Annotated in this window: 19 protein-coding genes; 9 read left to right on the top strand and 10 right to left on the bottom strand. The window is 74.6% G+C overall.

Annotated features, from left to right (window positions below; translation table 11 throughout):
• Positions 1-25: 25 nt before the first annotated feature.
• Both PH190_RS23630 and PH190_RS23625 read right to left on the bottom strand, forming a co-directional pair.
• Positions 26-841, bottom strand: coding sequence for an Fpg/Nei family DNA glycosylase (locus PH190_RS23630; RefSeq protein ID WP_274233983.1), 816 nt, complete (start codon positions 839-841; stop codon positions 26-28).
• Between the two features lie 29 nt (positions 842-870).
• Entirely contained in the window at positions 871-1,341 is a 471-nt protein-coding gene (locus PH190_RS23625; RefSeq protein ID WP_274233982.1) for a ribose-5-phosphate isomerase, read from the bottom strand.
• A gap of 148 nt (positions 1,342-1,489) precedes the next feature.
• Between PH190_RS23625 and PH190_RS23620 the strand changes: the two genes are divergently transcribed.
• From PH190_RS23620 to PH190_RS23590, 7 genes are all read left to right on the top strand, one after another.
• Positions 1,490-4,021 carry a glutamate--cysteine ligase gene (locus PH190_RS23620; RefSeq protein ID WP_274233981.1) on the top strand — a complete coding sequence of 844 codons (2,532 nt, stop codon included), beginning with the start codon at positions 1,490-1,492 and terminating at the stop codon, positions 4,019-4,021.
• A 29-nt stretch (positions 4,022-4,050) separates the two neighbouring features.
• On the top strand, positions 4,051-5,826 hold the full coding sequence (locus tag PH190_RS23615) for an N-acetylglutaminylglutamine amidotransferase (RefSeq protein ID WP_274233980.1): 1,776 nt from the start codon (positions 4,051-4,053) through the stop codon (positions 5,824-5,826).
• Between the two features lie 65 nt (positions 5,827-5,891).
• Positions 5,892-7,748, top strand: coding sequence for a prolyl oligopeptidase family serine peptidase (locus tag PH190_RS23610; RefSeq protein ID WP_274233979.1), 1,857 nt, complete (start codon positions 5,892-5,894; stop codon positions 7,746-7,748).
• Between the two features lie 120 nt (positions 7,749-7,868).
• On the top strand, positions 7,869-8,219 hold the full coding sequence (locus tag PH190_RS23605; RefSeq protein ID WP_274233978.1) for a type VII secretion target: 351 nt from the start codon (positions 7,869-7,871) through the stop codon (positions 8,217-8,219).
• Positions 8,219-9,487 (top strand): RNase A-like domain-containing protein, encoded by a 1,269-nt coding sequence (locus tag PH190_RS23600; protein WP_274233977.1) that lies wholly within the window; start codon positions 8,219-8,221, stop codon positions 9,485-9,487. Before PH190_RS23605 ends, PH190_RS23600 begins: the two co-directional genes overlap by 1 nt.
• 8 nt (positions 9,488-9,495) lie before the next feature.
• Entirely contained in the window at positions 9,496-9,858 is a 363-nt protein-coding gene (locus tag PH190_RS23595) for a contact-dependent growth inhibition system immunity protein (protein WP_274233976.1), read from the top strand.
• Positions 9,855-10,538 (top strand): contact-dependent growth inhibition system immunity protein, encoded by a 684-nt coding sequence (locus tag PH190_RS23590; protein WP_274233975.1) that lies wholly within the window; start codon positions 9,855-9,857, stop codon positions 10,536-10,538. The genes PH190_RS23595 and PH190_RS23590 overlap by 4 nt, the downstream gene beginning before the upstream one ends.
• 118 nt (positions 10,539-10,656) lie before the next feature.
• Here the strand turns inward: PH190_RS23590 and PH190_RS23585 are convergent, their stop codons facing one another.
• Positions 10,657-11,757, bottom strand: coding sequence for an acyltransferase family protein (locus PH190_RS23585; protein WP_274233974.1), 1,101 nt, complete (start codon positions 11,755-11,757; stop codon positions 10,657-10,659).
• A gap of 19 nt (positions 11,758-11,776) precedes the next feature.
• Positions 11,777-11,929, bottom strand: coding sequence for a hypothetical protein (locus PH190_RS23580; protein ID WP_274233973.1), 153 nt, complete (start codon positions 11,927-11,929; stop codon positions 11,777-11,779).
• A gap of 16 nt (positions 11,930-11,945) precedes the next feature.
• Between PH190_RS23580 and PH190_RS23575 the strand changes: the two genes are divergently transcribed.
• Positions 11,946-12,299 carry a DUF488 domain-containing protein gene (locus PH190_RS23575; RefSeq protein WP_274233972.1) on the top strand — a complete coding sequence of 118 codons (354 nt, stop codon included), beginning with the start codon at positions 11,946-11,948 and terminating at the stop codon, positions 12,297-12,299.
• Here the strand turns inward: PH190_RS23575 and PH190_RS23570 are convergent.
• The 4 genes from PH190_RS23570 to PH190_RS23555 form a co-directional block, all read right to left on the bottom strand.
• Complete coding sequence (locus tag PH190_RS23570) at positions 12,280-13,704, bottom strand: aldehyde dehydrogenase family protein (RefSeq protein ID WP_274233971.1); 1,425 nt, start codon at positions 13,702-13,704, stop codon at positions 12,280-12,282. The genes PH190_RS23575 and PH190_RS23570 overlap by 20 nt on opposite strands.
• A gap of 85 nt (positions 13,705-13,789) precedes the next feature.
• Entirely contained in the window at positions 13,790-14,797 is a 1,008-nt protein-coding gene (locus PH190_RS23565; protein ID WP_274233970.1) for a TauD/TfdA family dioxygenase, read from the bottom strand.
• A 64-nt stretch (positions 14,798-14,861) separates the two neighbouring features.
• A complete protein-coding gene (gene sbnA / locus PH190_RS23560) occupies positions 14,862-15,893 on the bottom strand; it encodes a 2,3-diaminopropionate biosynthesis protein SbnA (RefSeq protein ID WP_274233969.1) in 1,032 nt (343 codons plus the stop codon).
• 169 nt (positions 15,894-16,062) lie between these two features.
• Positions 16,063-17,880, bottom strand: coding sequence for a protein kinase domain-containing protein (locus tag PH190_RS23555; RefSeq protein WP_274233968.1), 1,818 nt, complete (start codon positions 17,878-17,880; stop codon positions 16,063-16,065).
• A gap of 148 nt (positions 17,881-18,028) precedes the next feature.
• On the opposite strand from PH190_RS23555, the gene PH190_RS23550 reads away from it, so the two are divergent.
• Entirely contained in the window at positions 18,029-18,634 is a 606-nt protein-coding gene (locus PH190_RS23550) for an FHA domain-containing protein (protein ID WP_274233967.1), read from the top strand.
• A 22-nt stretch (positions 18,635-18,656) separates the two neighbouring features.
• Here PH190_RS23550 and sbnB read toward each other — a convergent pair whose 3' ends face one another.
• The gene (sbnB, locus tag PH190_RS23545) at positions 18,657-19,685 is read right to left on the bottom strand and encodes a 2,3-diaminopropionate biosynthesis protein SbnB (protein ID WP_274233966.1); all 1,029 of its coding nucleotides are present in this window, start codon (positions 19,683-19,685) and stop codon (positions 18,657-18,659) included.
• Between the two features lie 20 nt (positions 19,686-19,705).
• Positions 19,706-22,363 (bottom strand): amino acid adenylation domain-containing protein, encoded by a 2,658-nt coding sequence (locus PH190_RS23540; protein WP_274233965.1) that lies wholly within the window; start codon positions 22,361-22,363, stop codon positions 19,706-19,708.
• Positions 22,364-22,382 lie beyond the last annotated feature (19 nt).

The raw sequence follows: 22,382 nt of genomic DNA, 5'->3' as shown, positions 1-22,382 counted from the left end.
GGTCGCGGGGCGCGAAACGTAACGGTCAGGTCGCGGCCTGGCATCGCTCGCACCAGAACAGGTTCCGGCTCGCGTGCGTGCGCTTCGAGACCTCGGTGCCGCAGACCCGGCACGGCTGACCCGTGCGGCGGTACACGTACACCTCCCGGCCGCAGCTGCGACCGTGCGGCTGGTCGTGCCCGTGATCACAGGACCGGTGCTCGGGCCGCACGGTGTCGATCGCCCCGCGGCGCACGCCGTCGGCGAGGAGCGCCACGAGATCGTCCCACACCGCCTCCCACCGCTCGCGCCCCAGCTCGCGGCCGGGCAGCAGCGGGTCCAGGCCGTGCCGGAAGAGGACCTCGGCGCGGTAGACGTTGCCGACCCCGGCGATCACCGACTGGTCCATGAGCAGCGTGGCCAGCGGCGCGCGCGAGCGGGAGATGCGGGCCCAGGCGGCCTCGGGGTCGGTGTCGTCGCGCAGCGGGTCGGCGCCGAGGCGGGCGCGCAGGCCGTCGACCTCGCCCTCGGTGAGCACCTCGCAGGTGATCGGTCCGCGCAGGTCGGCCCAGTGCGTGGGACCGACCATGCGCATCCGCACCTGCCCGCGCGGCGGCGTGACGTCGCCGCGGTGGGTGGAGAACTTGCCGTAGAGCCCGAGGTGCACGTGCACGACGAGGTCGTCGGCGTAGACGTGGAAGAGGTGCTTGCCGTGGGCGTCGGCCGCGCGCAGCACCCGCCCGTCGACGAGCTCGGCGTCGCGGGCGAAGCGGCCCTGCGGCGACGACACCGCGACCTCGTGCCCGACGAACCGCCGCGTGTGGGTGCTCGCGAGCCGGCGGATCGTGTGACCTTCGGGCACCCGGCGTGCGTACCCCGCGCCCGGGGCGGTCAGTCCTGCGGCAGGGCCGGGGGCTCGCCCGTCCGCTCGTAGGCGGTGAGCATGTCGATGCGCCGCTGGTGGCGCCCGCCCTCGAAGGCGGTGGCGAGGAACGCGGTCACGATCTCGGTGGCCTGCTCGAGGCTGTGCATCCGCGCGCCGACGGCGACGACCTGCGCGTCGTTGTGCTTGCGGCCGAGCTGCGCGGTCTCGACGCTCCAGGCCAGTGCAGCGCGGCAGCCGGGCACCTTGTTCGCCGCGATCTGCTCGCCGTTGCCCGACCCGCCGATGACGACGCCGAGGGCGCCCTGCTCGGCGACGGTCCGGCGACCGGTCTCGACGCAGAAGGGCGGGTAGTCGTCGTTCGGATCGAACTCGGCCGGCCCGACGTCGACGACGTCGTGTCCCGCCTGCGCCAGCTCGCGCAGCAGGTGGGCCTTGAGTTCGAAACCCGCGTGGTCCGATCCGAGGAAGACGCGCACCCGCGCAGTCTGTCAGGTGTGATGCGGACCGCCGTGGGGGTAGTGGTCAGCCGCTCGGAAACATCCCCGTGACACACCGATCGTAGGTTGGCCCGCTATGGCAAGGCGTTCGTCGAACCGTCGGCTGGCCCCCGCGCACGAGGTCGTCATGGGTGTCGAGGAGGAGTTCCACCTCGTCGACCTCGAGACGCGCTCGGCGGTGCCGCGCGTCCCCGAGCTGCTCGACGAGCTGCAGGCCCTCGACGGTGAGGCGTTCGCCGCGGAGCTGAAGCCCTCGATCATCGAGACCAACTCGGCGCCGACGAGCGACCTCGCCGATCTGCGCACCGACCTCGTGCGGCTGCGCAGCATGCTCGCGAACATCGCCGACCAGCACGGCCTCGGCGTCGTCGGTGCCGGCAGCGTCCCCCTCATCGACGGCTCGGCCGAGGGCATCACGCCCTCGCCGCGCTACGAGCGGATGCGCGACGAGTACCAGATGCTCGCGTTCGAGCAGCAGATCTGCGGCACCCAGGTGCACATCGACGTCCCGGACCGCGACGCGGCGATCACGGTGATGCAGCACAGCGCGCCGTGGCTGCCGATCCTGCTGGCGCTCTCCGCGAGCTCGCCGTTCTGGAAGAGCGAGGACACCGGCTACGCGAGCTCGCGCACGCTGGCGTGGCACCGCTGGCCGACCGCCGGCCCGCCCGCGCCCCTGCGCGACGCCGCCGACTACGACGCGCTCATCGCCGACCTGCTCGCCTCCGGGACGATGTCCGACCCCGGCATGGTCTATTTCGACATGCGGCCCTCGGCGCACCAGGACACGGTCGAGGTCCGCATCTGCGACGCGAGCCCGAGCGTCGACGGCGTCGTGCTCATCGCCGGGCTCTCGCGGGCGCTGGTGCGCCACGGGGTGCGGGCCCACCTCGAGGGCCGTCCGACGCCGCAGCACCGCGCGGAGCTGCTGCGCGCCGCGAGCTGGCGGGCGGCGCGCTCGGGGCTCGAGGGCGACCTCGTCGACGTGCCCGGTCGGGACCTCGTCCCGCCGTCGCGGGCGGTGCGCCTGATGCTCACCCACCTCGCCGACGACCTCGACGAGGCCGGCGACCGCGCCGTGGTCGAGGAGCTGGCGCTCGAGGCGCTCGCCCGCGGCAGCTCGGCGGCGCGGCAGCGCCAGCGCGCCAACCGCAACGGCAACCTCGAGGCCGTCGTCGACATGCTCGTCGCCGAGACCCGCGGGGCCCCGGACTCGCCGGTCGACGCGCCGGTGTCGGCGACCGTCGCCCCGGTGATGCTCGCCGACTACGCCTCCCCCGGCTACGACGAGGCCGTCGCCGAGGACGGCACCGTGCGCCCGGCGTACTCGTGGCTCGTCTCCACCCTCGAGCGGATCGGGCCGTCCGGGCTGCTCGTGCACGAGAAGAGCCGCGACGCCGAGCAGCGCGCCCGCGGCATGTTCTTCCCGCAGTCCGACGACGCCGAGCGGCTCTTCCCGCTCGACCTCGTCCCCCGCCTCATCACGGCCGGCGAGTGGACGACCCTCACCGAGGGCCTGGTCCAGCGCGCCCGGACGTGCGAGGCGTTGCTGCAGGACCTGCACGGGGAGCGCGCGTGCCTGCGCGACGGGGTGCTGCCCGAGGGCGCCCTGCGCTGGCTGCCCCGCCCGCACGAGGCCGCGATGAACCTGCACCCCGGCGCGACGCGGGCCCTGATCAGCGGCCTGGACCTCGTCTGCGACGGCGAGGGCGAGTGGAAGGTCCTCGAGGACAACCTGCGCATCCCGTCGGGCATCGGGTTCGCGATGGCCGACCGCCGCGTGGTGCGCAGCGTCCTGCCCGAGCTGCAGGCCCCGAACGGCGTGCTCGACGCCGACGAGGGCCCGGCGATCCTGCGCGACGCGCTGCTGGCGTGCGCGCCGCCGGCCGCGGGCAGCGACCCCGTGCTCGCCGTCGTCACCGAGGGCCCGAGCGACAACGCCTACTTCGAGCACCGCATGCTCGCCGAGGAGATGGGCGTGCCGTTGCTCACGCCCGGCGAGCTGCGCGCGGCCGCCGGGATGATCACCATCGCCACGAGCGGGCGCCCCGTCGACGTCGTCTACCGGCGCATCGACGAGGAGGTCCTGTTCGAGGCCACCGACGCGGGCGGCGTCCGGCTCGGCGGGCCGATCCAGGACGCCGTGCGCACCGGCCGCCTGGCCCTCGCGAACGCGCCGGGCAACGGGCTGGTCGACGACAAGGGCGTCTACCCCTTCATCTCCGCGCTCACGGAGTACTACTTCGGCGAGAAGGCGACGCTCGCCGCGGTCCCGACCTGGTCGTGCGCCGAGCCCGACCAGCGCGAGTACGTCCTCGACCACCTCGCCGAGCTCGTGCTCAAGCCCGTCGACGGCTACGGCGGGCAGGGCATCGTCATCGGGCCCCACGCCCAGGAGCGGGAGCTCGAGGAGGCCGCGGCGGCGGTGCGCGCGGACCCGGACGGGTTCGTGGCCCAGGAGACCATCCGGATCTCCACGCACCCCACGTTCACGGGCGCGGCGCTGGAGCCGCGGGTCGTCGACCTGCGGGCGTTCGTCGTCCTCGCCCCCACCCCCACCGTGCTCCCGACCCCGCTCACACGGGTCGCGCCCGCCGACTCGCTCGTGGTCAACTCCTCGCGCGGTGGCGGGTCCAAGGACACCTGGATCCTGCGCTGACGCGCGCGTGACCCGGAGGAGGCAGAAGTTTGTGCGGCATCGCCGGTGAGTTCCGCTTCGACGGCCGGGCGGCCGAGGCCCGGACGGTCCTCGACATGGCCCAGGTCCTCGAGCCCCGCGGCCCCGACGGCTGGGGGGTGGTCGGCCACGGGCCCCTGGCCCTCGCCCACCAGCGGCTGAAGATCATCGATCTGTCGGAGACCGGCGCGCAGCCGATGGTGGACTCCGAGCTCGGCCTGACCGCCGTGTTCAACGGGATCATCTACAACTACAAGCAGCTGCGCGACGAGCTGCACGCGCAGGGCTACCGCTTCTTCTCCACCTCGGACACCGAGGTGCTGCTCAAGGCCTTCCACCGCTGGGGGAAGGCCTGCGTCGAGCACTTCAAGGGCATGTTCGCCTTCGCCGTCGCCGACCGGCGCACCGGCGAGCTCGTGCTCGGCCGCGACCGGCTGGGGATCAAGCCGCTCTACGTCGCGCAGGTGCCCGGGGCGCTGCGCTTCGCGTCGTCGCTGCCGGCGCTGCTCGCGGGCGGCGGGCTCAACACCGACGTCGACCGCGTCGCCCTGCACCATTACATGAGCTTCCACTCGGTGGTGCCGGCGCCGCGCACGATCCTGCAGGGCGTTCGCAAGCTCCCGCCGGCCACCGTCCGGACGATCTCCCCCGACGGCGGCACCGACGACTGGCTCTACTGGACCCCGGAGTTCGTCCGCGACGGCGAGAAGAGCGCCGAGGAGTGGGCGGACACCGCGCTGAGCTCGCTGCGCACCGCCGTCGAGCGCCGCATGGTCGCCGACGTCCCGGTCGGCGTGCTGCTCTCCGGCGGCATCGACTCGTCGATCGTCGTGGCGCTGCTCGCCGAGATGGGGCAGAAGGACCTCAAGACCTTCTCGATCGGCTTCGAGTCCGAGGCCGGCGAGCGCGGCGACGAGTTCGACTACTCCGACCTCGTCGCGAAGACCTACGGCACCGACCACGTGAAGTTCACGGTCCCCAAGCACGAGACCGACGACGCGCTCTCCGGCGCCGTCGCGGCGATGGCCGAGCCGATGGTCAGCCACGACGTCGTCGCCTTCTACCTGCTCTCGCGCGAGGTCTCGAAGTCGATCAAGGTGGTGCAGTCGGGCCAGGGCGCGGACGAGATCCTCGGCGGTTACGACTGGTACCCGCCGCTCGCCGGCGTCGCGCGCGACGGGGCCCTCGACGCCTACCAGAAGGCGTTCTTCGACCGCCCGCACAGCGAGGTCGCCCAGCTGCTGACCGCCGAGGCGCTGGTCGACGACGACGTGAGCCGCGCGTTCGTCGCCGAGCACTTCGGCCGGCCCGGCGCGGACTCCGCCGTCGACGCCGCCCTGCGCCTCGACACCACGATCATGCTCGTCGATGACCCGGTGAAGCGCGTCGACAACATGACCATGGCGTGGGGCCTCGAGGCGCGCGTGCCGTTCCTCGACCACGAGTTCGTCGAGACGATGGGGGCCTGCCCGCCCGAGTACAAGCTCGCCGACGGCGGCAAGGGCGTGCTCAAGGCCGCGGCCCGCGGCGTGCTGCCCTACGAGATCATCGACCGGAAGAAGGGCTACTTCCCGGTGCCGGCGATCCGCCAGCTCTCGGGGCCGGTCCTCGAGCGCGTGCGGGCCGCGCTGACCGACCCGGCGGCGACGTCGCGCGGGCTCTTCCGCCCCGAGGCCGTCACGCAGATGCTCGACGACCCGAACTCCGGTCGGACCAACCTCGGGGCCAACGCCCTGTGGCAGGTCGCACTGCTGGAGATGTGGCTGCAGACCCACGGCATCACCTAGTCGCGCGCTGGGTACCGTGCCGGACGACGGCGGATCGTGCGCGACGAGGAGGAGGGCCCGGGGCGGTGGACGAGTGGATCAGCGCCACGCGTTGCTGGTCACCCAGCCCCTCCCCCGACGGCACCGCGATCGCCTTCGTCTGGGACGGAGAGGGACGCCCGCAGGTCCGCCTGCACCGCCGCGCGACCGGTGAGGAGTGGTCCCTCGACACGGGCCCCGACCTCGTCTCCACCGTGCGCTGGTCCCCCGACGGCGCCTGGCTGGCGATCGAGACGGCCCCGGACGGCGGCGAGCGCACTAACGTCGCGATCGTCCGCCCCGACGGCAGCGACCTGCGCGAGGTGCGCGGGGTCGGTGACGGCGACCGCGGCGCAGTGACGCTCGACCGCTTCACGCACACCGGCTCGGTCCTCGCGATCACCGAGTCCGACGCCGAGACGACGACGGCGTGGCTCGTCGACGCCGACAGCGGGCAGCGCCAGCGGCTGGGGTCCGGGCACGCCCTGCAGATCCTCGACGTCAGCCGCGACCGGCGCCGCGTCCTGCTGCGCCGCGGGCGGCGGGGCTCGCGCCACGTCGGCATCGTCGACCTCGACGGCACCGAGGGCTGGCACGAGATCGACGCGTCGCGCGGGCCCGGCGGGCCGCCCGGGGCGGTCGAGCACTCGGTGGCCATCACCCGGGACTCCAGCGTCGTCGCCGGCCGCTTCTGCCCCGACGGCACGCAGATGTACCTGCTCACCGACGGCGGGCGCGAGCGGGCGGCGCTCGTCCGCGTCGACGTCGCCACCGACGCGCGCCCGATGACGCCCGAGGTCCTCGCCGAGCGCACCGACGCCGACCTCGAGCGCTTCGCGCTCACCGAGGACGCCGCGCTCGCCGCGCTCGTGTGGAACGTCCAGGGGCGCAGCGAGGTCGACCTGCTCGACATCGCGACCGGCAAGTCCTCGTCCTACGCGCCGCCCGGCGACGTCGTCACCAGCGCGGTGTTCAGCCACGACAGCGACTCGCTGGTCATGGGCATCCAGTCGCCCGAGGTGCCGGCGGCCGTGTGGTGCCACGAGCTGTCGTCGGCCACGACGGCGCTGATCTGCCCGCAGGAGGAGCCCCGCTGGTCGCCGGGGCAGCTCGTGCACCCGACGCTCGAGGTCGTCACCACCCCCGACGGCCTGCGCCTGCCGGGCTGGCTCTACCGCCCGCGCGGCCACGCCGGCCCGCTGCCGACGGTGATCTTCCTGCACGGCGGGCCGGAGGCGCAGGAGCGCCCGGTGTTCACCCCGCTCTACCAGCACATCCTCGCCCGCGGGATCGCCGTGTACGCCGCGAACGTCCGCGGCTCGGCGGGGTTCGGGCGCTCGTTCGTCAACGCCGACAACGGCGCGGGACGGTTCGCGGCGATCCGCGACGTGGCCACGTGCGTCGAGCACCTCGTCGACTCCGGCGTCGCCGACCCGGACCGCGTCGGCGTCATGGGCCGCTCCTACGGCGGCTACCTGACGCTCGCGGCGCTCGTGAACCATCCCGAGCTCTTCGCCGTCGGCATCGACGTGTGCGGCATGGCCGACTTCGAGACCTTCTTCGCCCGCACCGAGCCGTGGATCGCCGACGCCGCGGTCGGCGAGTACGGCCACCCGATCCACGACCGCAACCTGCTGCGCGAGCTCTCTCCCGTGCACCGCATGGAGCACCTGCGCGCGCCGCTGCTCGTCGTGCACGGCAAGTGGGACACCAACGTGCCCGTGCACGAGGCCGAGCTCGCGGTGCACGGGGCCAAGGCCGCCGGCGTGCCGTTCCGCTACCTGCTCTTCGACGACGAGGGCCACGAGATCCAGCGCACCGAGAACCGCGTGCGCTTCATCCACGAGTGCGTGGACTGGCTGTGCGCGCACTTCGGGCTCGACCAGCGCGCGGCCGCGGGGTAGCTCTCCAGAACGATCTCCCGGGAGTGTCGTCGGTGTCCTCGGCGACTTCCACCGAACGCACCGTGCCGCGGCCTCGCCTCTGCCAGCATCCGGTCGTCGGGGCGAACGGAGGGAGGCCGCGTGACCGCACCGGGCGAGGGGTTCGGGGTCCGCCCCGAGGAGCTGCGCGCGGGCGCGGTGGCCCTGCGCGGCGACGCGGAGGCGCTGGTGGCCGCCGGTCGGGCGGCGTCCGCGGCCGTGACCTCGGTGGGCGGGGCGTGCGGTGTGGAGCCGCTGGTCACGGCGGTGGCTCGATTCGGGCACGCGCTGGACGGCGCGGTCGGCGCGGTGTCGGCACGGGTCGGTGACGCCGCCGCGTCGCTCGACGCGTCGGCCACCGCGTACGTCGCCGACGACCAGGGTGCCGCGGGCGGGCTGGGGGCGCCGGACGGTGGGCCCGCGGTCGTGCTACCCGGGCTGGGCGGGCCCTGATGCCGCTGCCCGGCGACCCGGCGGCGGTCGAGGCGGCTGCCGACGCCCTCGACCGGGCCGCGCAGGACCTCGCGGCGGTCGGCGACGGCGTGGCGGCGCACGGGCGGGTCGCGACGGCCGCCTGGTCGGGCTCGGCGGCGGTGCTCGCCGCGACGACCGTCGGCACGGCCGCCACCGGCACCCGCACCACCGCCGACGCGGTGCGCGCCGCGGTCGGGCCGCTGCGCGCCTTCGCGGCCGAGCTCCGCCGCGCGCAGCAGGACTGGCTCGAGGGCGAGCGGATGGCGGTGCAGGGCGAGGCGCTGCTCGTCGGGGTGGGTTCGGGTGCGCCGGCCGACGCCGCGCGGGAGTCCGGCCGGCTCGCGATCACCGATGGCGCCGCGGTGATGACCTCGGCGGAGGAGCGGGCGCGGACCGCCGCCGAGGACGCGGCGCGGGCCCTCGACGCCGCCGGCGCGACCCTGACCGGCCTGTCCCCCGGCGCACCGACCGCCGCCCCGCCCGACGGCAACGCATGGGACGGGCTGGTGAAGGCCGGCGGGGACGTCGTCGACGAGGTCGCGAACACGGTGGGTGGCGTCCTCGACCACGTCGACGTGTTCGACCCCGGCTTCGGGGACACGTGGGCGGGCACCTGGGAGACCACCCAGGCCGCGGTCACCGACCCGCTCGGGGCCGTCGGGACCGTGCTGCAGAGCACGGTGCAGCCCGTCGTCGACTCGTACCGGACCGGCGGGCTGGACGAGGCCATCGGCCGCAGCCCCGGGGTGATCGCCGCCGCACTGGGCGGCAAGGGACTGACCAAGCTCGGACGCCTCGGCGACCTGCCCGAGCACGGTCCCGATCCCCGCCCGAGGACGCCCCTGGCTCCTCACGGCGGGCTCCAGCGGCACGAGGACGCGGGTGGGCACACGCTGGACCCGGACAAGGCGCACGTCGGGGCAACCGATCAAGAGCTCCTCGACCGGCAGGCCGCGATGCGACGGCCCACGTCCATCTCCACCTTCGATGATCGCCAGACGGCGGAACGCGTCGTCCACGACAACATCACCGCCAACCGCGCCGCCATCGAGCGGTGGTTGCAGACGAACCCGACGGAGGCCGAACCGTTCGTCTCGGAGCACGGGCACCCGATCGGTCGCTCCGCTCCGAAGAACGCCTCGGGGCTCGAGGACATCGTCGACGCCACAAGATCTCGGGTCGTGCTCCAACCCGATCCGACCGCGCCCGGCGGCTACTACATCCTGACCGCCTATCCACGACCCTAGGAGTGACCGTGGAGATCGACCTCGAGGCTTCGAGCTGGAGCGGCCTGCGGACCCTCCTCGGCGCCTATTTCAACCAGGACTTCGAGGACATCTTCGGATCGCCCACGGACACCGTCCGCGCGTTCTGCCGCGACGCTCCCTCGGAGAGGGTCCTCAATGCCGCCGATGGAGCGCGACGGATCCTGGACGACACCGGCAGCGACGAGGAAGCCCTGCGCGCGGTCGAGCAGTTCGGGCTCGATTACCACCCGGAGGCGGAGGGCTGGCAGATGCGCGAGTGGCTCGCCGAGCTCGAGCGGTTGCTGCGCGACCCGGACGGTCCGACGCGGCTGAACTGGCCCCACGAGTCCGCCGAGGGGACCACGTCGTGACCGAGCCACGCATCGACCTCGACCGCATCGCGTGGGACTGGCAGCCCGGGACCCGGGACGTCGCCCCGAGCGGCCGGTCGATCGAGTCGTCGAGCTTCCCCGACCGCGAGGTCGCCGAGCACTGCGTCGCGGCGAACCTCGCGGGCAACGGGGAGGTCGTCCAGGCGTGGCTCGCCACCGCGCGGCCGACGCTCGGGACGACGTGGGAGCACGGCACCACCACCGGACGCCACGTGCCGAAGTGGGCGGAGACCGCCGCCGACATCGTCGAGGTCACGTCCTCGCTCGTCGTGCTGCGCCGGGACCCCTCCATGCCCGAGGGCTACCACGTGCACACCGCGTACCCGGTCCCGTCGCGCCCCGTGGACGGCGTCGACCCGACGTCGGCGCAGTGGCAGGCGCTCGCCGGCGTCTTCACCGGCTACCTCCACCAGGACGTCGGCGACGACCACGGGTCGATCGCGGGCGGGCTCCAGGCCTTCGCGCGGGAGTGGCCGCGGGACGAGGTGTGGGAGGCGACGGGCCAGGCGCAGCGGCTGCTCGACCGCTTCCCCACCGAGGACGCCACACGGGCGGCGACCGAGGCGCTGGGCCTTGAGTACCACCCGCCCTCGGCGGGCCAGTCCTACCGGCTCTGGCTCGGCGACCTCCAGCAGATCCTCTGGCGCACCGCCCCCTGATGCCGACGGCGGGCTCACGCCCCTGCCGAGCTCTCCACGATGATCTCTCGAGGGTGTCAGGAGCGTCGACAGCAGCCGCGACACCCTCCGGAGATCGACGAGGAGAGCTCCCGCGTCGTCACCACCGCTCCGCCCGCCGGAACGCTGCCACGAGCACGGCCAGCACCACCGCCGGAGCCACGAGCCAGAACGGGCGGGCGAGCACCCACGCCGCGTCCGGCACCCCGCCCGGCGCGGCGCCGAGGCGCTCCACCACGAGGAACACCGCCGCGAACGCCGTCATGTGCCACACGAACAGCGTCATCGCCGTCGCGTTGACCGCCACCACCCACCGCCACGGTCGGCGCCGGCGCAGCAGCCGGTCCGCGGCGGGCGCGACGAGCGCCACCAGACCGAGCTGCAGGACGGCCAGCGCGGCGACCGCCGGCGTCGTCGGCCACAGGTTCGCGCCCACCATCGTCCGCGGGTAGCCCAGCACGCCGGTCAGCACCACGAGCAGGCCGAGCCCGGCCCCGGCGACCGCCAGCGCCACCCCGGACGCCACCCGCGCGCGGTCGCGCCAGAGGTAGCCGAGCTGGTGCACGAGCACCCACACCAGCGCCGACGACAGCCACCCCGCGACCGGCAGGGCCGCGACCCGCAGCGCCTCGGCCACCGCCACCGCGAGCACCAGGGCGCCCAGCGTCGGTGCCGGCGCCCGCCGGTGCCACCCCGCCGTCACCGGCACCAGGGCCGTGACCAGCGCGTACACCCCGAGGAACCACAGCGGCGTCAGCACGCCCGGGAACCACGCCACCAGCGGCGTCGACGCCCCCGCCGCCGTCGCGACGCCCTCCACGACGATCCACGCGCCCACCCACACCGCCACCGGCACGAGCAAGCGCCGCGCCCGCCGTCGCAGGAACACCCCGGCGCGGTGGCCGGCGGCGTCCCACCCGGCCAGGTCGGCGAACCCGCCGACGACGAAGAACGCCGGCATCACCTGCAGCACCCACGTCGCCGCCCACCCCATCGGCACGGCGTCGACCGGGTTCGGCATGACGACCACGCCGTCGGCGCCGCGGTGGGTCAGCGACCCGACACAGTGCCAGAGGATCACCACCACGATCGCGGCGGCGCGCACCGCGTCGACCAGCCGGTCCCGCGCGGGCGGGGTCGCGTCGGCGAGGGCCGCGACGCCGTCCGGCGCGCGGTGCCCGTCGCCCCGACCGGTCGCCACCCCCGGACGGTAGGACGGCTCAGCGCCGCGACGCGACCTCGCCCACCACGAGGCCGACCAGCCAGACCGGCCACGCGAGCGCGGTCCACCACCCCGCGCGCCGACCCACGAACGCGAGCATCGACAGCCCGGCGGCGAGGACGGTGAGGGTGGTGTCCCCGGAGCCCCGCACGGCACCATCCTCGTCGATGACCGTGCGCGTGAAGCGGGTGCGCGAGGAGCGCCGCGACGACGACGGCACGCGCGTGCTCGTCGACCGGCTCTGGCCGCGCGGGCTGGCGAAGGCCGACGCCGACCACGACGCGTGGCTGCGCGACGTCGCGCCCAGCCCCGAGCTGCGCCGGTGGTTCGGGCACGACCCGGCGAGGTACGACGAGTTCGCCCGCCGCTACCGCGCCGAACTCGAGGCCGAGCCCGCCGCATCGGCCCTCGCGACGCTGCGTGACACGGCGGGCCCGCTCACCCTGCTGACCGCGACCCGGGACACCGAGCACAGCCACGCCCGTGTCCTGGCCGAGGTGCTCAGAGCTGGATCGACTTGACCTCGAGGAACTCCTCGAGCCCGTAGCGCCCGAGCTCGCGGCCGGTGCCCGACTGCTTGTACCCGCCGAACGGCGCCAGCGGGTTGAAGGCGCCGCCGTTGACGTCGACCTGCCCGGTGCGCATCCGCTTGGCGACCTCCAGCCCGCGCTCCTGCGACCCCGCGAACACCGCGCCGGCGAGCCCGTAGACCGTGGCGTTGGCGATCTCGACGGCCTCGTCCTCGTCGGCGTACGGCATCACCGACAGCACCGGCCCGAAGATCTCCTCCTGGGCGATCACCATGTCCGGGCGGACGCCGGAGAAGATCGTCGGGCGGACGTAGGCGCCGTGCTCGAGCCCGTCGGGACGGCCCGGGCCGCCGGCGGCGAGCTCGGCGCCCTCCTCGACGCCCTGGGTGATGTAGTGCTCGACCCGCTCGCGCTGGCGGTCCGACGACATCGGCCCGATGCGCGTGGACTCGTCGGTCGGGTCGCCGACGGTGTACTTCGCCGACTGCTCGACGGCCATCTCGACGACCTGGTCGTGCAGCGCCTCGGGCACGAGCAGGCGGGTCCACGCGGTGCACGTCTGCCCGCCGTTGATGAAGCAGTTGCCGAGGCCGAGCTTGACGGCCTGGGTGAGGTCGGCGTCGTCGAGGACGATGTTGGCGGACTTCCCGCCGAGCTCGAGCGCGACCCGCTTGACCGTCCCGGCGGCCACCTCCTGCACCCGGCGGCCGGCGGGGACCGACCCGGTGAACGACACCATGTCCACCAGCGGGTGCTTCGCCAGCGCCTCGCCCGCCTCGGGGCCCGTGCCGTGCACGACGTTGAAGACCCCGCCGGGCAGGCCGGCCTCGGCGGTGATCTCGGCGAGGATGCTCGCCGTCAGCGGCGCGACCTCGCTGGGCTTGAGCACGATCGTGCAGCCCGCCACCAGCGCGGGCGCGACCTTGGCGACGACCTGGTGCAGCGGGTAGTTCCACGGCGTCACCGCCCCGACGACACCGACGGGCTCGCGGACGACCAGCGAGTTGCCGATCTCCTCGGTCCACGGGAACGACTCGGCGAGCCCGGCGACGCCCTTCGAGGTCGCCATCGGCATGCCGACCTGGACGGAGTTGGCGAATTTCGTCGGCGACCCCATCTCCGCGGTGATCGACGCCGCGATCTCCGCGCTGCGCGCCTTGATGCCCTCGCGGATCGCCAGCACCGTGGCCACCCGGTCCACGAGCGGCGTCGCGGCCCACCGGGTGAAGGCGTGCCGCGCGGCCACGACCGCGGTGTCGATCTCCGAGGCGCCGCCCGCGGGCACCTCGGCGATCGTCTCCTCGGTCGCCGGGTTCACCACCGGGATCGCCCCGGGGCCCTCCTGCCAGGTCCCGTCGATCCAGTGCCGCGACAGGGTCTCGACGCTCGCCGTCATGCCCGCTGACCTCCCGGTGCTCGTGGGTTCCTCCACCCACTGTGCCCGCCGCGCCGGACACGCACCCGCGTCAGCGGCAGGCTCGTCAGCCGCGCGGCCCCGGGGGCGGGGGCCCGCCGCCGTCGAGACGGATCGCGTCGGCCATCCCCACGACGACCTCGCGGTCGCCCTCGTAGGGGTCGCGGCCGTGGGCGGTGCGGATGTTGTCGACGACCAGCACGTCGCCGGCCTGCCACGGCTCGCGGACCGTGTGCGCGGCGTACGCGTTGTTGATCAGGTTCACGACGTCCTCCCCGATCGGCTCGCCGTTGCCGAAGCGCGTGGTGAACGGCAGGCCGTCGGGCCCGTAGGACTCCACGAGGTACTCGCGCACGTCGGGGTCGAGCGTCCACTCGTTGAGGAACGCGACCTGGTTGAACCAGCAGGGCCGCCCGTCGACGGGGTGCCGCACCACGGCGCGCCGGCGCTGGCGGGTGCTCAGGCCGTCGCCGTTCCAGGTGAACTCGATGCCCTGGCTGCGGCAGTAGTGCTCGACGGCGCCGCGGTCGTTCGTGCCGAAGGCCTCGGCCCACGAGGCGCCGATCTCGTCGTTGTAGTTGCGGACCAGCATCCAGCCCTCGTGGTCGAGCCGCGAGACCAGCGCCGGGGGCAGCGCCTGGAGGACGGCGGAGGCGTCGCCGACCGGGGTGGCGCCGCCCGCGGCGGGCGGGGTGAGGCAGGCGAAGAACATGAACGCCGGCGGGTCGGGCAGGTAGCTCAGCTCGTTGTGCAGGCACATCTGCTGGGTCGACGGCCACGGGGTGGCCGAGTACAGCCCGTTCCCGAGCGCCGTGCGGGCCGCGAACGCCTCGCGCTCGGCCAGCAGGCCCACCGCCGCGAGACGGCCCATCACGGCGGCCGTCAGCGCGTGGTCGCGGACCCCGAGCCCCCGGATGAGCACCGAGCCGTGGCGGGCGACGATCTGCCGGACGTCGTTGCGGTGGAACGCCGCCCAGCCGACCGGGTCGGGCCCGGGGTTGACCCACAGGACCGGCGGGTGGCCGGGGCGGAGGTCGAGGTTGCCGGCGGCGGGCGGCTGCATCGTGGACGACATGGCGGGACTCCCAGGGCGTTGCGGGTGGTCGGCGGGTCGGGCGGGAGATCAGGCGGGCGGCAGATCAGGCGGGCGGCGGGGTGGGCGTGCTCGGCGAGCCCACCGTGGGCAGCTGGTCGGGGTCGGGCAGGGTGTAGCGGCCGGTCAGGCGCGCGTAGGCGCCGTAGTGCTCCTCGCGCCACATCGGGGCGTAGACCGTGTCGAGGTAGCGCTCGCCGGAGTCGGGCGCCAGCGTCACCGCGGTCATGCCCGGCCGCCCGTGCTCGTTCATCCAGGCCTGGGCGCCGGCGACGACGGTGCCGGTGGAGCCGCCGAACAGGAACCCGCGCATCGCGAGGCGCTGGCACATCCGCAGGGTCTCGGTCTCGGGGACCATCACGACGTCGTCGATCATCGAGCGGTCGAGCGCGGGCGGGGTCATGCCCATGCCCAGGCCGGGGATGCGGCGCGTGCCGGCCTCGCCGCCGAAGCTCACCGAGCCCTCGACGTCGATCGCGACGACCTTGACGTGCGGGCGGTGCTGCTTGAACCAGCGCGCGGTGCCCATCAGCGTCCCGCAGGTGCCCGCACCGACGAACACGACGTCGAGGCGCGGGAAGTTGTGGGCGATCGCCGGGCCGGTCTGGGCGTAGTGGGCGCCGGCGTTGGCCGGGTTCTCGTACTGGTTGAGCCAGACGGCGTCGGGGTTCTTCGCGCAGATCGAGGCCAGGTGCTCGATGCGGGCGCCGAGCAGGCCGGTCTCGGGGTGCGGCACGTCGACGACGTGGACCTCGCCGCCGAAGGCCTCGATGAGCTTGCGGGTCTGCGCGTTGCAGCGGTCGTCGGTGACGCAGATGAACCGGTAGCCGTGGTTGGCGCAGACCATCGCCAGCGCGACGCCGAGGTTGCCCGACGACGACTCGACGACGATCGACCACGGGTTGAGCAGGCCCTGGGCCTGCGCCGAGCCGATCATCGAGGCCGCGGCTTTCAGCTTCACGGACCCCGCGAAGTTCATGCCCTCGACCTTGAGGAACAGGTTGTGCTCGACGATCGCCCGCAGGTCCACGAAGAGGTCGTCGGTGTTGTACTGCTGAGGGGCGGAGATGATGGTCATGGCGACCTCCTCGGTTTCGCTGTCGTCGTCCCGGTGTGATCACCAGAATCCGCCGTGACGCCCCGCGTCGACATCGCCGCGGAGCCACCCTTTCCCGGGCCCGGGGTCAGGCTTTCCTCACCGTGGGGTAAGGCAGTGCCCGTGCCGTGATCCATCGCGAGGCCCCCGATCAGCCCGCGGCGGGGGTCAGGAGGATGGCCACCCAGACGGCGCCCGCGATCAGCGCCGCGGCCCCGAGGACCGCCAGGACGACCCAGAGGACCGTCCGCAGGGTGTGGCGCTCGGCTGGCGGGTCCTCCTCCGGCTCCGGCGCGACGACCGGTTCCGGCGTGGTGGTCGGGGCCGGCGCGGGCGCGGCCGCCGGGGCCGGCGTCACCGGTCGCAGCGACGGCGACGACGCGAACGCCCCCTCGGCGGGCCGACCCGAGGGCCGGGCGGGGGGACGGCCGGTGGAGGGCGCCGTGGACGGGCCCGGCTGGCCGGCCTGACCCAGGGCCCCGCCGCGCTGCCGGTCGCCGACCCGCAGATCCGACGTGAGGCCCTCCCCGCCGGGCGGGGGCGCCGGTCGGGCCGGGCGCTGGGCCTGCTGGGTGGGCTGGGCCTGCTGGGTGGGCTGGGCCTGCTGGGTGGGCTGGGCCTGCGGGGCCTGCTGGCTCGGTCGCGGTCCGCCTCCCGCACCGACGGTCCCGCCCGCTCGACCCGTCGTCGGCCGGGGCCCTTCGCGCCTCGCCGTCCCGATCTCGCGCGTCGGGGGCGTCTCGAGGCGCGGCGTCCCGCCGATGCGGGTGCGCGGGCCGGGTGCGTCACGGACGACCGCCGCCTGCGCCGCGGGCCGGGGCAGCGCCGTCGTGGTGTCGGCGCCGGCGGGCGCCGCCCCGGTGCGGGCGGGCACGGCCGTGGTCGGCGCGTCGAGCGACGCCGCGGCGGGCGAGACCTGGGTGCCGCGGCGGCGGGGGGCCGCCGGGGGCTCGGCCGGCTCGGCCGGCCGGGCCGTCGGCTCCTCGGCCACCGGCTCCGCGGCCGGGTGGGCGTCCTCGGCGGTGGCCGCCGACTCGGCGACCGGAGGCGTCGTGCCGTCGACGACGTGCTCGGCGGGCGCGGGCGTCTCCGCCCGCGGGGCCGCGGTGGTCGGCGTCGACGGCACCGGGGTCCCGGTCCCCGCGTCGAGCGCCGCCCGGGCCGCAGCGGCGAGCTCGCCCGCGCTCGCGGGCCGCTGGGCGGGGTCCTTGGCCAGGCCCGCGGCGATGACGGCGTCGAACGCCTCGTGCAGGCCGGGGACCGCCCGCGACGGGGTGGGCGGCGTCCACGTCAGGTGGGCGGTCATGAGCTCGGTGAAGCCGTCGAGCGGAAAGGGCCGGCTCCCGGTGAGGCACTCGAAGAGCAGGCAGGCCAGCGCGTAGATGTCGATGCCCACCCCGCCCTCGCCCCGGAACCGCTCGGGCGCCATGTAGTCGAGGCTGCCGATCAGCGTGCGGGTCCCCGTGAGCGCCGAGCTCTCGTCGCCCGTCATGGAGCGGGTGATCCCGAAGTCGACGAGGTAGACGAAGTCGTGGGCGCCGATCGCGTCGTCGATGAGGACGTTCGACGGCTTGACGTCGCGGTGCACCAGGCCGGCGTGGTGAGCGGCGTCGAGCGCGGACGCGACCTGCTCGATGATCGCCACCGCCCGGGCGGGCTTCAGCCGGCCCTCGGCCTGGATGGTCTTCTCGAGGTCGGCGCCCCCGACGAGCCGCATGTCGAGGAACAGCCGCCCGTCGATCTCGCCGTAGCGGTGGATGGGGATGACGTGCGGGCTGCGCAGGCGCGCGGTCAGGCGGGCCTCGCGCCGGAACCGCTTCTGGAACTCGTCGTCGTTGGCCGTCCCGGCCACGAGGCGCTTGAGCGCGACGATGCGGTCGTGCTCGGTGTCGAAGGCCTCGAACACCTCGCCCATACCGCCGCGACCGACGCGGCGGCGCAGCTCGTAGGGCCCGAACCGCTCGACCACCCGAGGCACCCCCTGACACCCGGTCGACGCTGGTGACACTTTGTCGCACGCACGCCCGTTCGTGGTACGTGCCGCGTAGTAGTCTCACCCGAAAGTCACGTTCTGTCACCACCCCCGCTCGGGTGGATTCGCGGGAGGGAGGCGAGGCGTGGCCGACGACGGGGACCGGGCGACGAGCTTCCTCGAGGTCTGGCGACCTGGCGGCGTCGAGGTCGTCCTCCTCTCCCCACCGGCGGTGACGGTGGGGCGCGGCGAGGGCAACGGCGTCGTGCTCGACCACGACGGCCAGGTGTCGTCCCTCCACGCCGTGCTGCAGGCCTACGGGCCGAGCTGGGCGATCCGCGATCTCGGCAGCACCAACGGCACGATCGTCGGCGGCGAGCGGCTCATCGCCGAGCGCGCCCTGCGCCACGGCGACGTCATCCACGTCGGCGCGACCCGCATGGTGTTCCGCGGCTCCGCGGGGCGGGCGGCCCCCACGACGGCCCCGCGCCGGGCCCCGGAGCTCACGCGCCGCGAGCACGACGTCCTCGTCGCGCTGTGCCGCCCGCTGTTCTCCGGGGCGGTGTTCACCGAGCCGGCCACGGCCCGCGACATCGCCGCCGCGCTCGTCGTCTCCGAGGCTGCGGTCAAGCAGCACCTGCTGCGCCTGTACGACAAGTTCGAGCTCGACCCGGCGAGCACCCGGCGCCGCGTCGAGCTCGCCAACGCGGCGCTCGAGCGCGGGGCGGTCACCCCCGGCGAGCTCACCTGACGCCCGCCGGGGCCCACCGCTCTCAGCCGTACCGCTTGAGCTCGTGGAAGAAGTCCTCGACCACGTGCAGGCCGCCGGTCTTCGTGACGTGGTCGTAGACGTCCTTGCCCAGCGCGAGGTCGAGGATGCCGAGGCCGAACGGCGAGAACACGACGGTCCGGTCGGTCGGCAGCGTCATCCGCTCCTCGAGCACGTCGCCCAGCGTCCCGTGCACGTGCTCGCGGTTGCCCGTCTCCTGCTCCACGAGGTGCACCGAGGTGTTGGCGCGCAGGCAGTGGTCGACGTCGTCGACGATGTTGGTCGACGCCTCGATCACCTCGGTGCCGAGGTCGCGCAGCGACACGTGCAGCACCAGCGGGTGGTGGTCGAACCACGCCGGGTCGTGCACGTGCGGCGTCCCGGCGACCGTGGCGAAGACGACCAGGTCGCTGTTCCGGATCAGCGACTCGGCGTCGTCGTGCACGGTGATCGTCCCCGTGCCGTCCTGCGTCTCGAGGTAGCCGCGGAAGCCCTCGGCGCTCTCCGGCTTGAGGTCGAACACGCCGGTCTCGTCGAAGGTCCAGCCGGTCGCCGCGAGGTAGGTGTGCAGGTAGCGGGCGATGAGGCCCACCCCGAAGAAGCCGACGCGACGGGGTCGCTCCCGCCCGCGGGTCAGGCGGTCGGCGGCCAGCGCCGCGGAGGCGGACGTGCGGCTCGCGTTGATGATCGACGCCTCGAGGCAGGCGAAGGGGTAGCCGGTGTCGTGGTCGTTGAGGATCAGCACCGCCGACGCGCGGGGCACCCCGGCCGCCACGTTCTCGGGGAAGCTCGAGACCCACTTGATCCCGTCGACGTTCACGTCGCCGCCGACGGAGGCGGGCAGCGCGATGATCCGCGACGTGGGCCGGTCGGCGAAGGTGAGGAAGTACGACGGCGGGTTGTGGGTGCGCCCGGCGTCGTGGAGCCGGTAGGTCTCCTCCATGAGGGCGACGACGTCGCGCTCCCGACCGCGCAACGCCTCTCCCACCTGGGCACCGGGGATCACCGCGAACGGCGGCACCGTCACTGACATCGCAGACTCCTTCGGGGTGGTCACGTCGAGGGCGTGAGGTCGGACGGACGCAGCCGGACCGTGGGGGCGTCCACGGCGGACGCGGACGGCGATGACGCCGGCGCGGGTGCCGGCGCGGGTGCTGCGGCGGGTGCCGGCTCGGCGGGCGCGCGGCCGTCGATGAGGGCGGCGAGGTCGGCGAGCACGGGGTTCGCCACGATCTCGGGGAGGGTGACGGCCTTCTTCAGCCCGACCGCCATCTTCACGGCGAGCAGCGACGACCCGCCGCGCTCGAAGAAGTGGGTGTCGCGCCCGAGCGCCGAGGCGTCGACGCCGAGCAGCGGCGCCCAGACCGCGGCCACGCGCTCCTCGGTCGGCGTCAGCGGGGTGGTGTCGCCGCCGGCGGTGGGCTCGGGCTCGTCGAGGGCCAGCGCGAGCGCGGTGAGCGCCTTGCGGTCGATCTTGCCGTTCGGGGTGAGCGGCAGGGTCTCCTGGTGGTGGAGCACCGGCGGGACCATGTACACGGGCAGCGAGGCCTCGAGGGTCCCGCGCAGCACCGCGGTCTCCACGGGCTCGGCGGCGCCGTAGAAGCCGACCAGCTGCTTGCCGCGCCCCGGCCGCTCGGCGACGACCACCGCCGCGTCGCGCACCCCGGGCGCGCGCAGCAGGGTGTTCTCGACCTCGCCGATCTCGATGCGGAACCCGGAGATCTTCACCTGGTGGTCGCGGCGGCCGAGGAAGTCGAGCTTCCCGTCGGGCAGCCACCGGCCGTGGTCGCCACTGCGGTAGAGCCGCTCGCCCGGCCGCAGCGGGTCGGGGACGAACGCCTTCGCGGTGCGCTCGGGGTCGTTGACGTAGCCGCGGCCGACGCACACCCCGGAGAACACGATCTCGCCCGGGGCGCCGAGCGGCACCGGGTTCAGGTGCTCGTCGACGACGTAGACGCGGACGTTGGGGACGGCGGGCCCGAGCGGCACCCGCTCGCCGGTGGGCACCTCGGTGAGGATCTCGTGGTTGGTGTCGTCGCAGGTCTCGGTCAGGCCGTAGGCGTTGACGACCGCGACGTCGGGGCGCACGGAGAACCAGCGCGCCACCAGCTCCTTCTTGACCGCCTCGCCGGTGACCGCGATCCGCCGCAGCGCGGGCAGCACCTCGGCGGCCGGCACGTCCTGCTGCTCGAGGAACGACACGACGACGTCGAGGTACGACGGCACGAGCTGGGCGACCTCGACCCGCCGGCGGGCCAGGAGGTCGACGAACCGCGGGACGTCGAGGATCGTCTCCTGCTCGACGATGACGGTCGTGCCGCCCACCAGCCACGGCGCGACGAGCTGCCAGAGCGAGATGTCGAAGCACTGCGGGGCGGTCTCGGTGACCACCGTGCCCTCGGTGATCCCGAGGTCCTCGATCTTGGCGTACAGGTGGTTGACCATGCCCGCGTGCTCGCACATGGCGCCCTTCGGCTCGCCCGTGGAGCCGGAGGTGAAGTACAGGTAGGCGAGCCGGTCGCCGGCGATCTCGACCCGCGGCACGTCGGAGCCGTGCTCCTCGGCGACCGCGTCGTCGACGAGCAGGCGCTCGGGGGCGGCCGCGCCGAGGTTGCTCAGCGCCTCGTCGAGGGTCGTCGTGCTGCCCCGCTCCCCCAGCACCAGCTGCGCGTCGGCGCGGGTGAGGACGGTGGCGATGCGGTCCGCCGGGAAGTGGGGCTCCAGCGGCAGGTACGCGGCACCCGCCTTGAGGATGCCGAGCACGGAGGCGGCCCAGTCGAGGGTGCGCTCGGCGACCACCGCCACGATGCCCTCGTGCGGGAGGCCGCGGGCCAGGATCGCGCGCGCGACCCGGTCGGTGACCTCGTCGAGCTCGCGGTAGGTCCACGACCGGTCGCCGTTGACGACGGCGACGCGGTCCGGGTCGGCGGCGGCACGCGCCCGGATGATCTCGTGCGCGGGCATGGCCGGGCGCTCGCGGACCGGGCCCGCGAGGCCGTCGACCTGGGCGGCCAGCTCCTCCGGGCCGACGAGACCCTGCGCACCCGGCGCCGCGTCGAGGTCGGCGCACAGCTGCCCGAGCGCCGTCAGGTGGTAGCCGGCGATCCGCTCGGCGGCCGCGACGTCGAGGTCGCCGGACCGGTGCACGACCCGCAGCACGTCCGCGGCCGGGCGGTCGATCCGGAAGACGGCGTCGTCGGCGAGCGACGCGGCCCCGGCGGTCCCGTCGGCCTCGCCGACCGCGGGCGCCAGCACCGTCTCGGGCCACAGGCCCGTCAGGTCGCGGCGCGCCTGGGCCAGGGCCACCTCGTCCCCGGGCTGGTCCGCGCCGGCCAGCTCCGTCAGCGCGGTGGCCGCGGCGGCGGCCAGGACACGCCACGACGCGACCTCGGTGTCGAGGCGGGCCGGCAGCGTCCGGCCGGCGACCTCGACCCCGGCGAGGACCTCGGGCTCCGCGGTGAGCGCCGCGAGGACCCGGGCGTGCGCCGCGAGCAGCAGCGCCTCCGGGACGACGCCGAGGCGCCCGGCCTGCGCGGACACGTCGTCGAGCAGCGCCGCCGGGACGGGCACGGTGGTCGCGACCGGCCCCTCGCCGGGTGTCCCGGGCGTGAGGCTCCACCGGGGCACGGCGGTGGCGCCGCTGGCGAGCACGGCGCGCCAGCGGGCGTCGTCGGTGACGGCACACGCGGCGGCGGTCGTGGTGTCGGTCATGGGGTCCGTCCTCGGGGTT

It is taken from the genome of Actinomycetospora straminea, assembly GCF_028737255.1.
GTDB lineage: Bacteria > Actinomycetota > Actinomycetes > Mycobacteriales > Pseudonocardiaceae > Actinomycetospora > Actinomycetospora straminea.
This window is presented reverse-complemented; position numbering and strand designations above follow the sequence as displayed.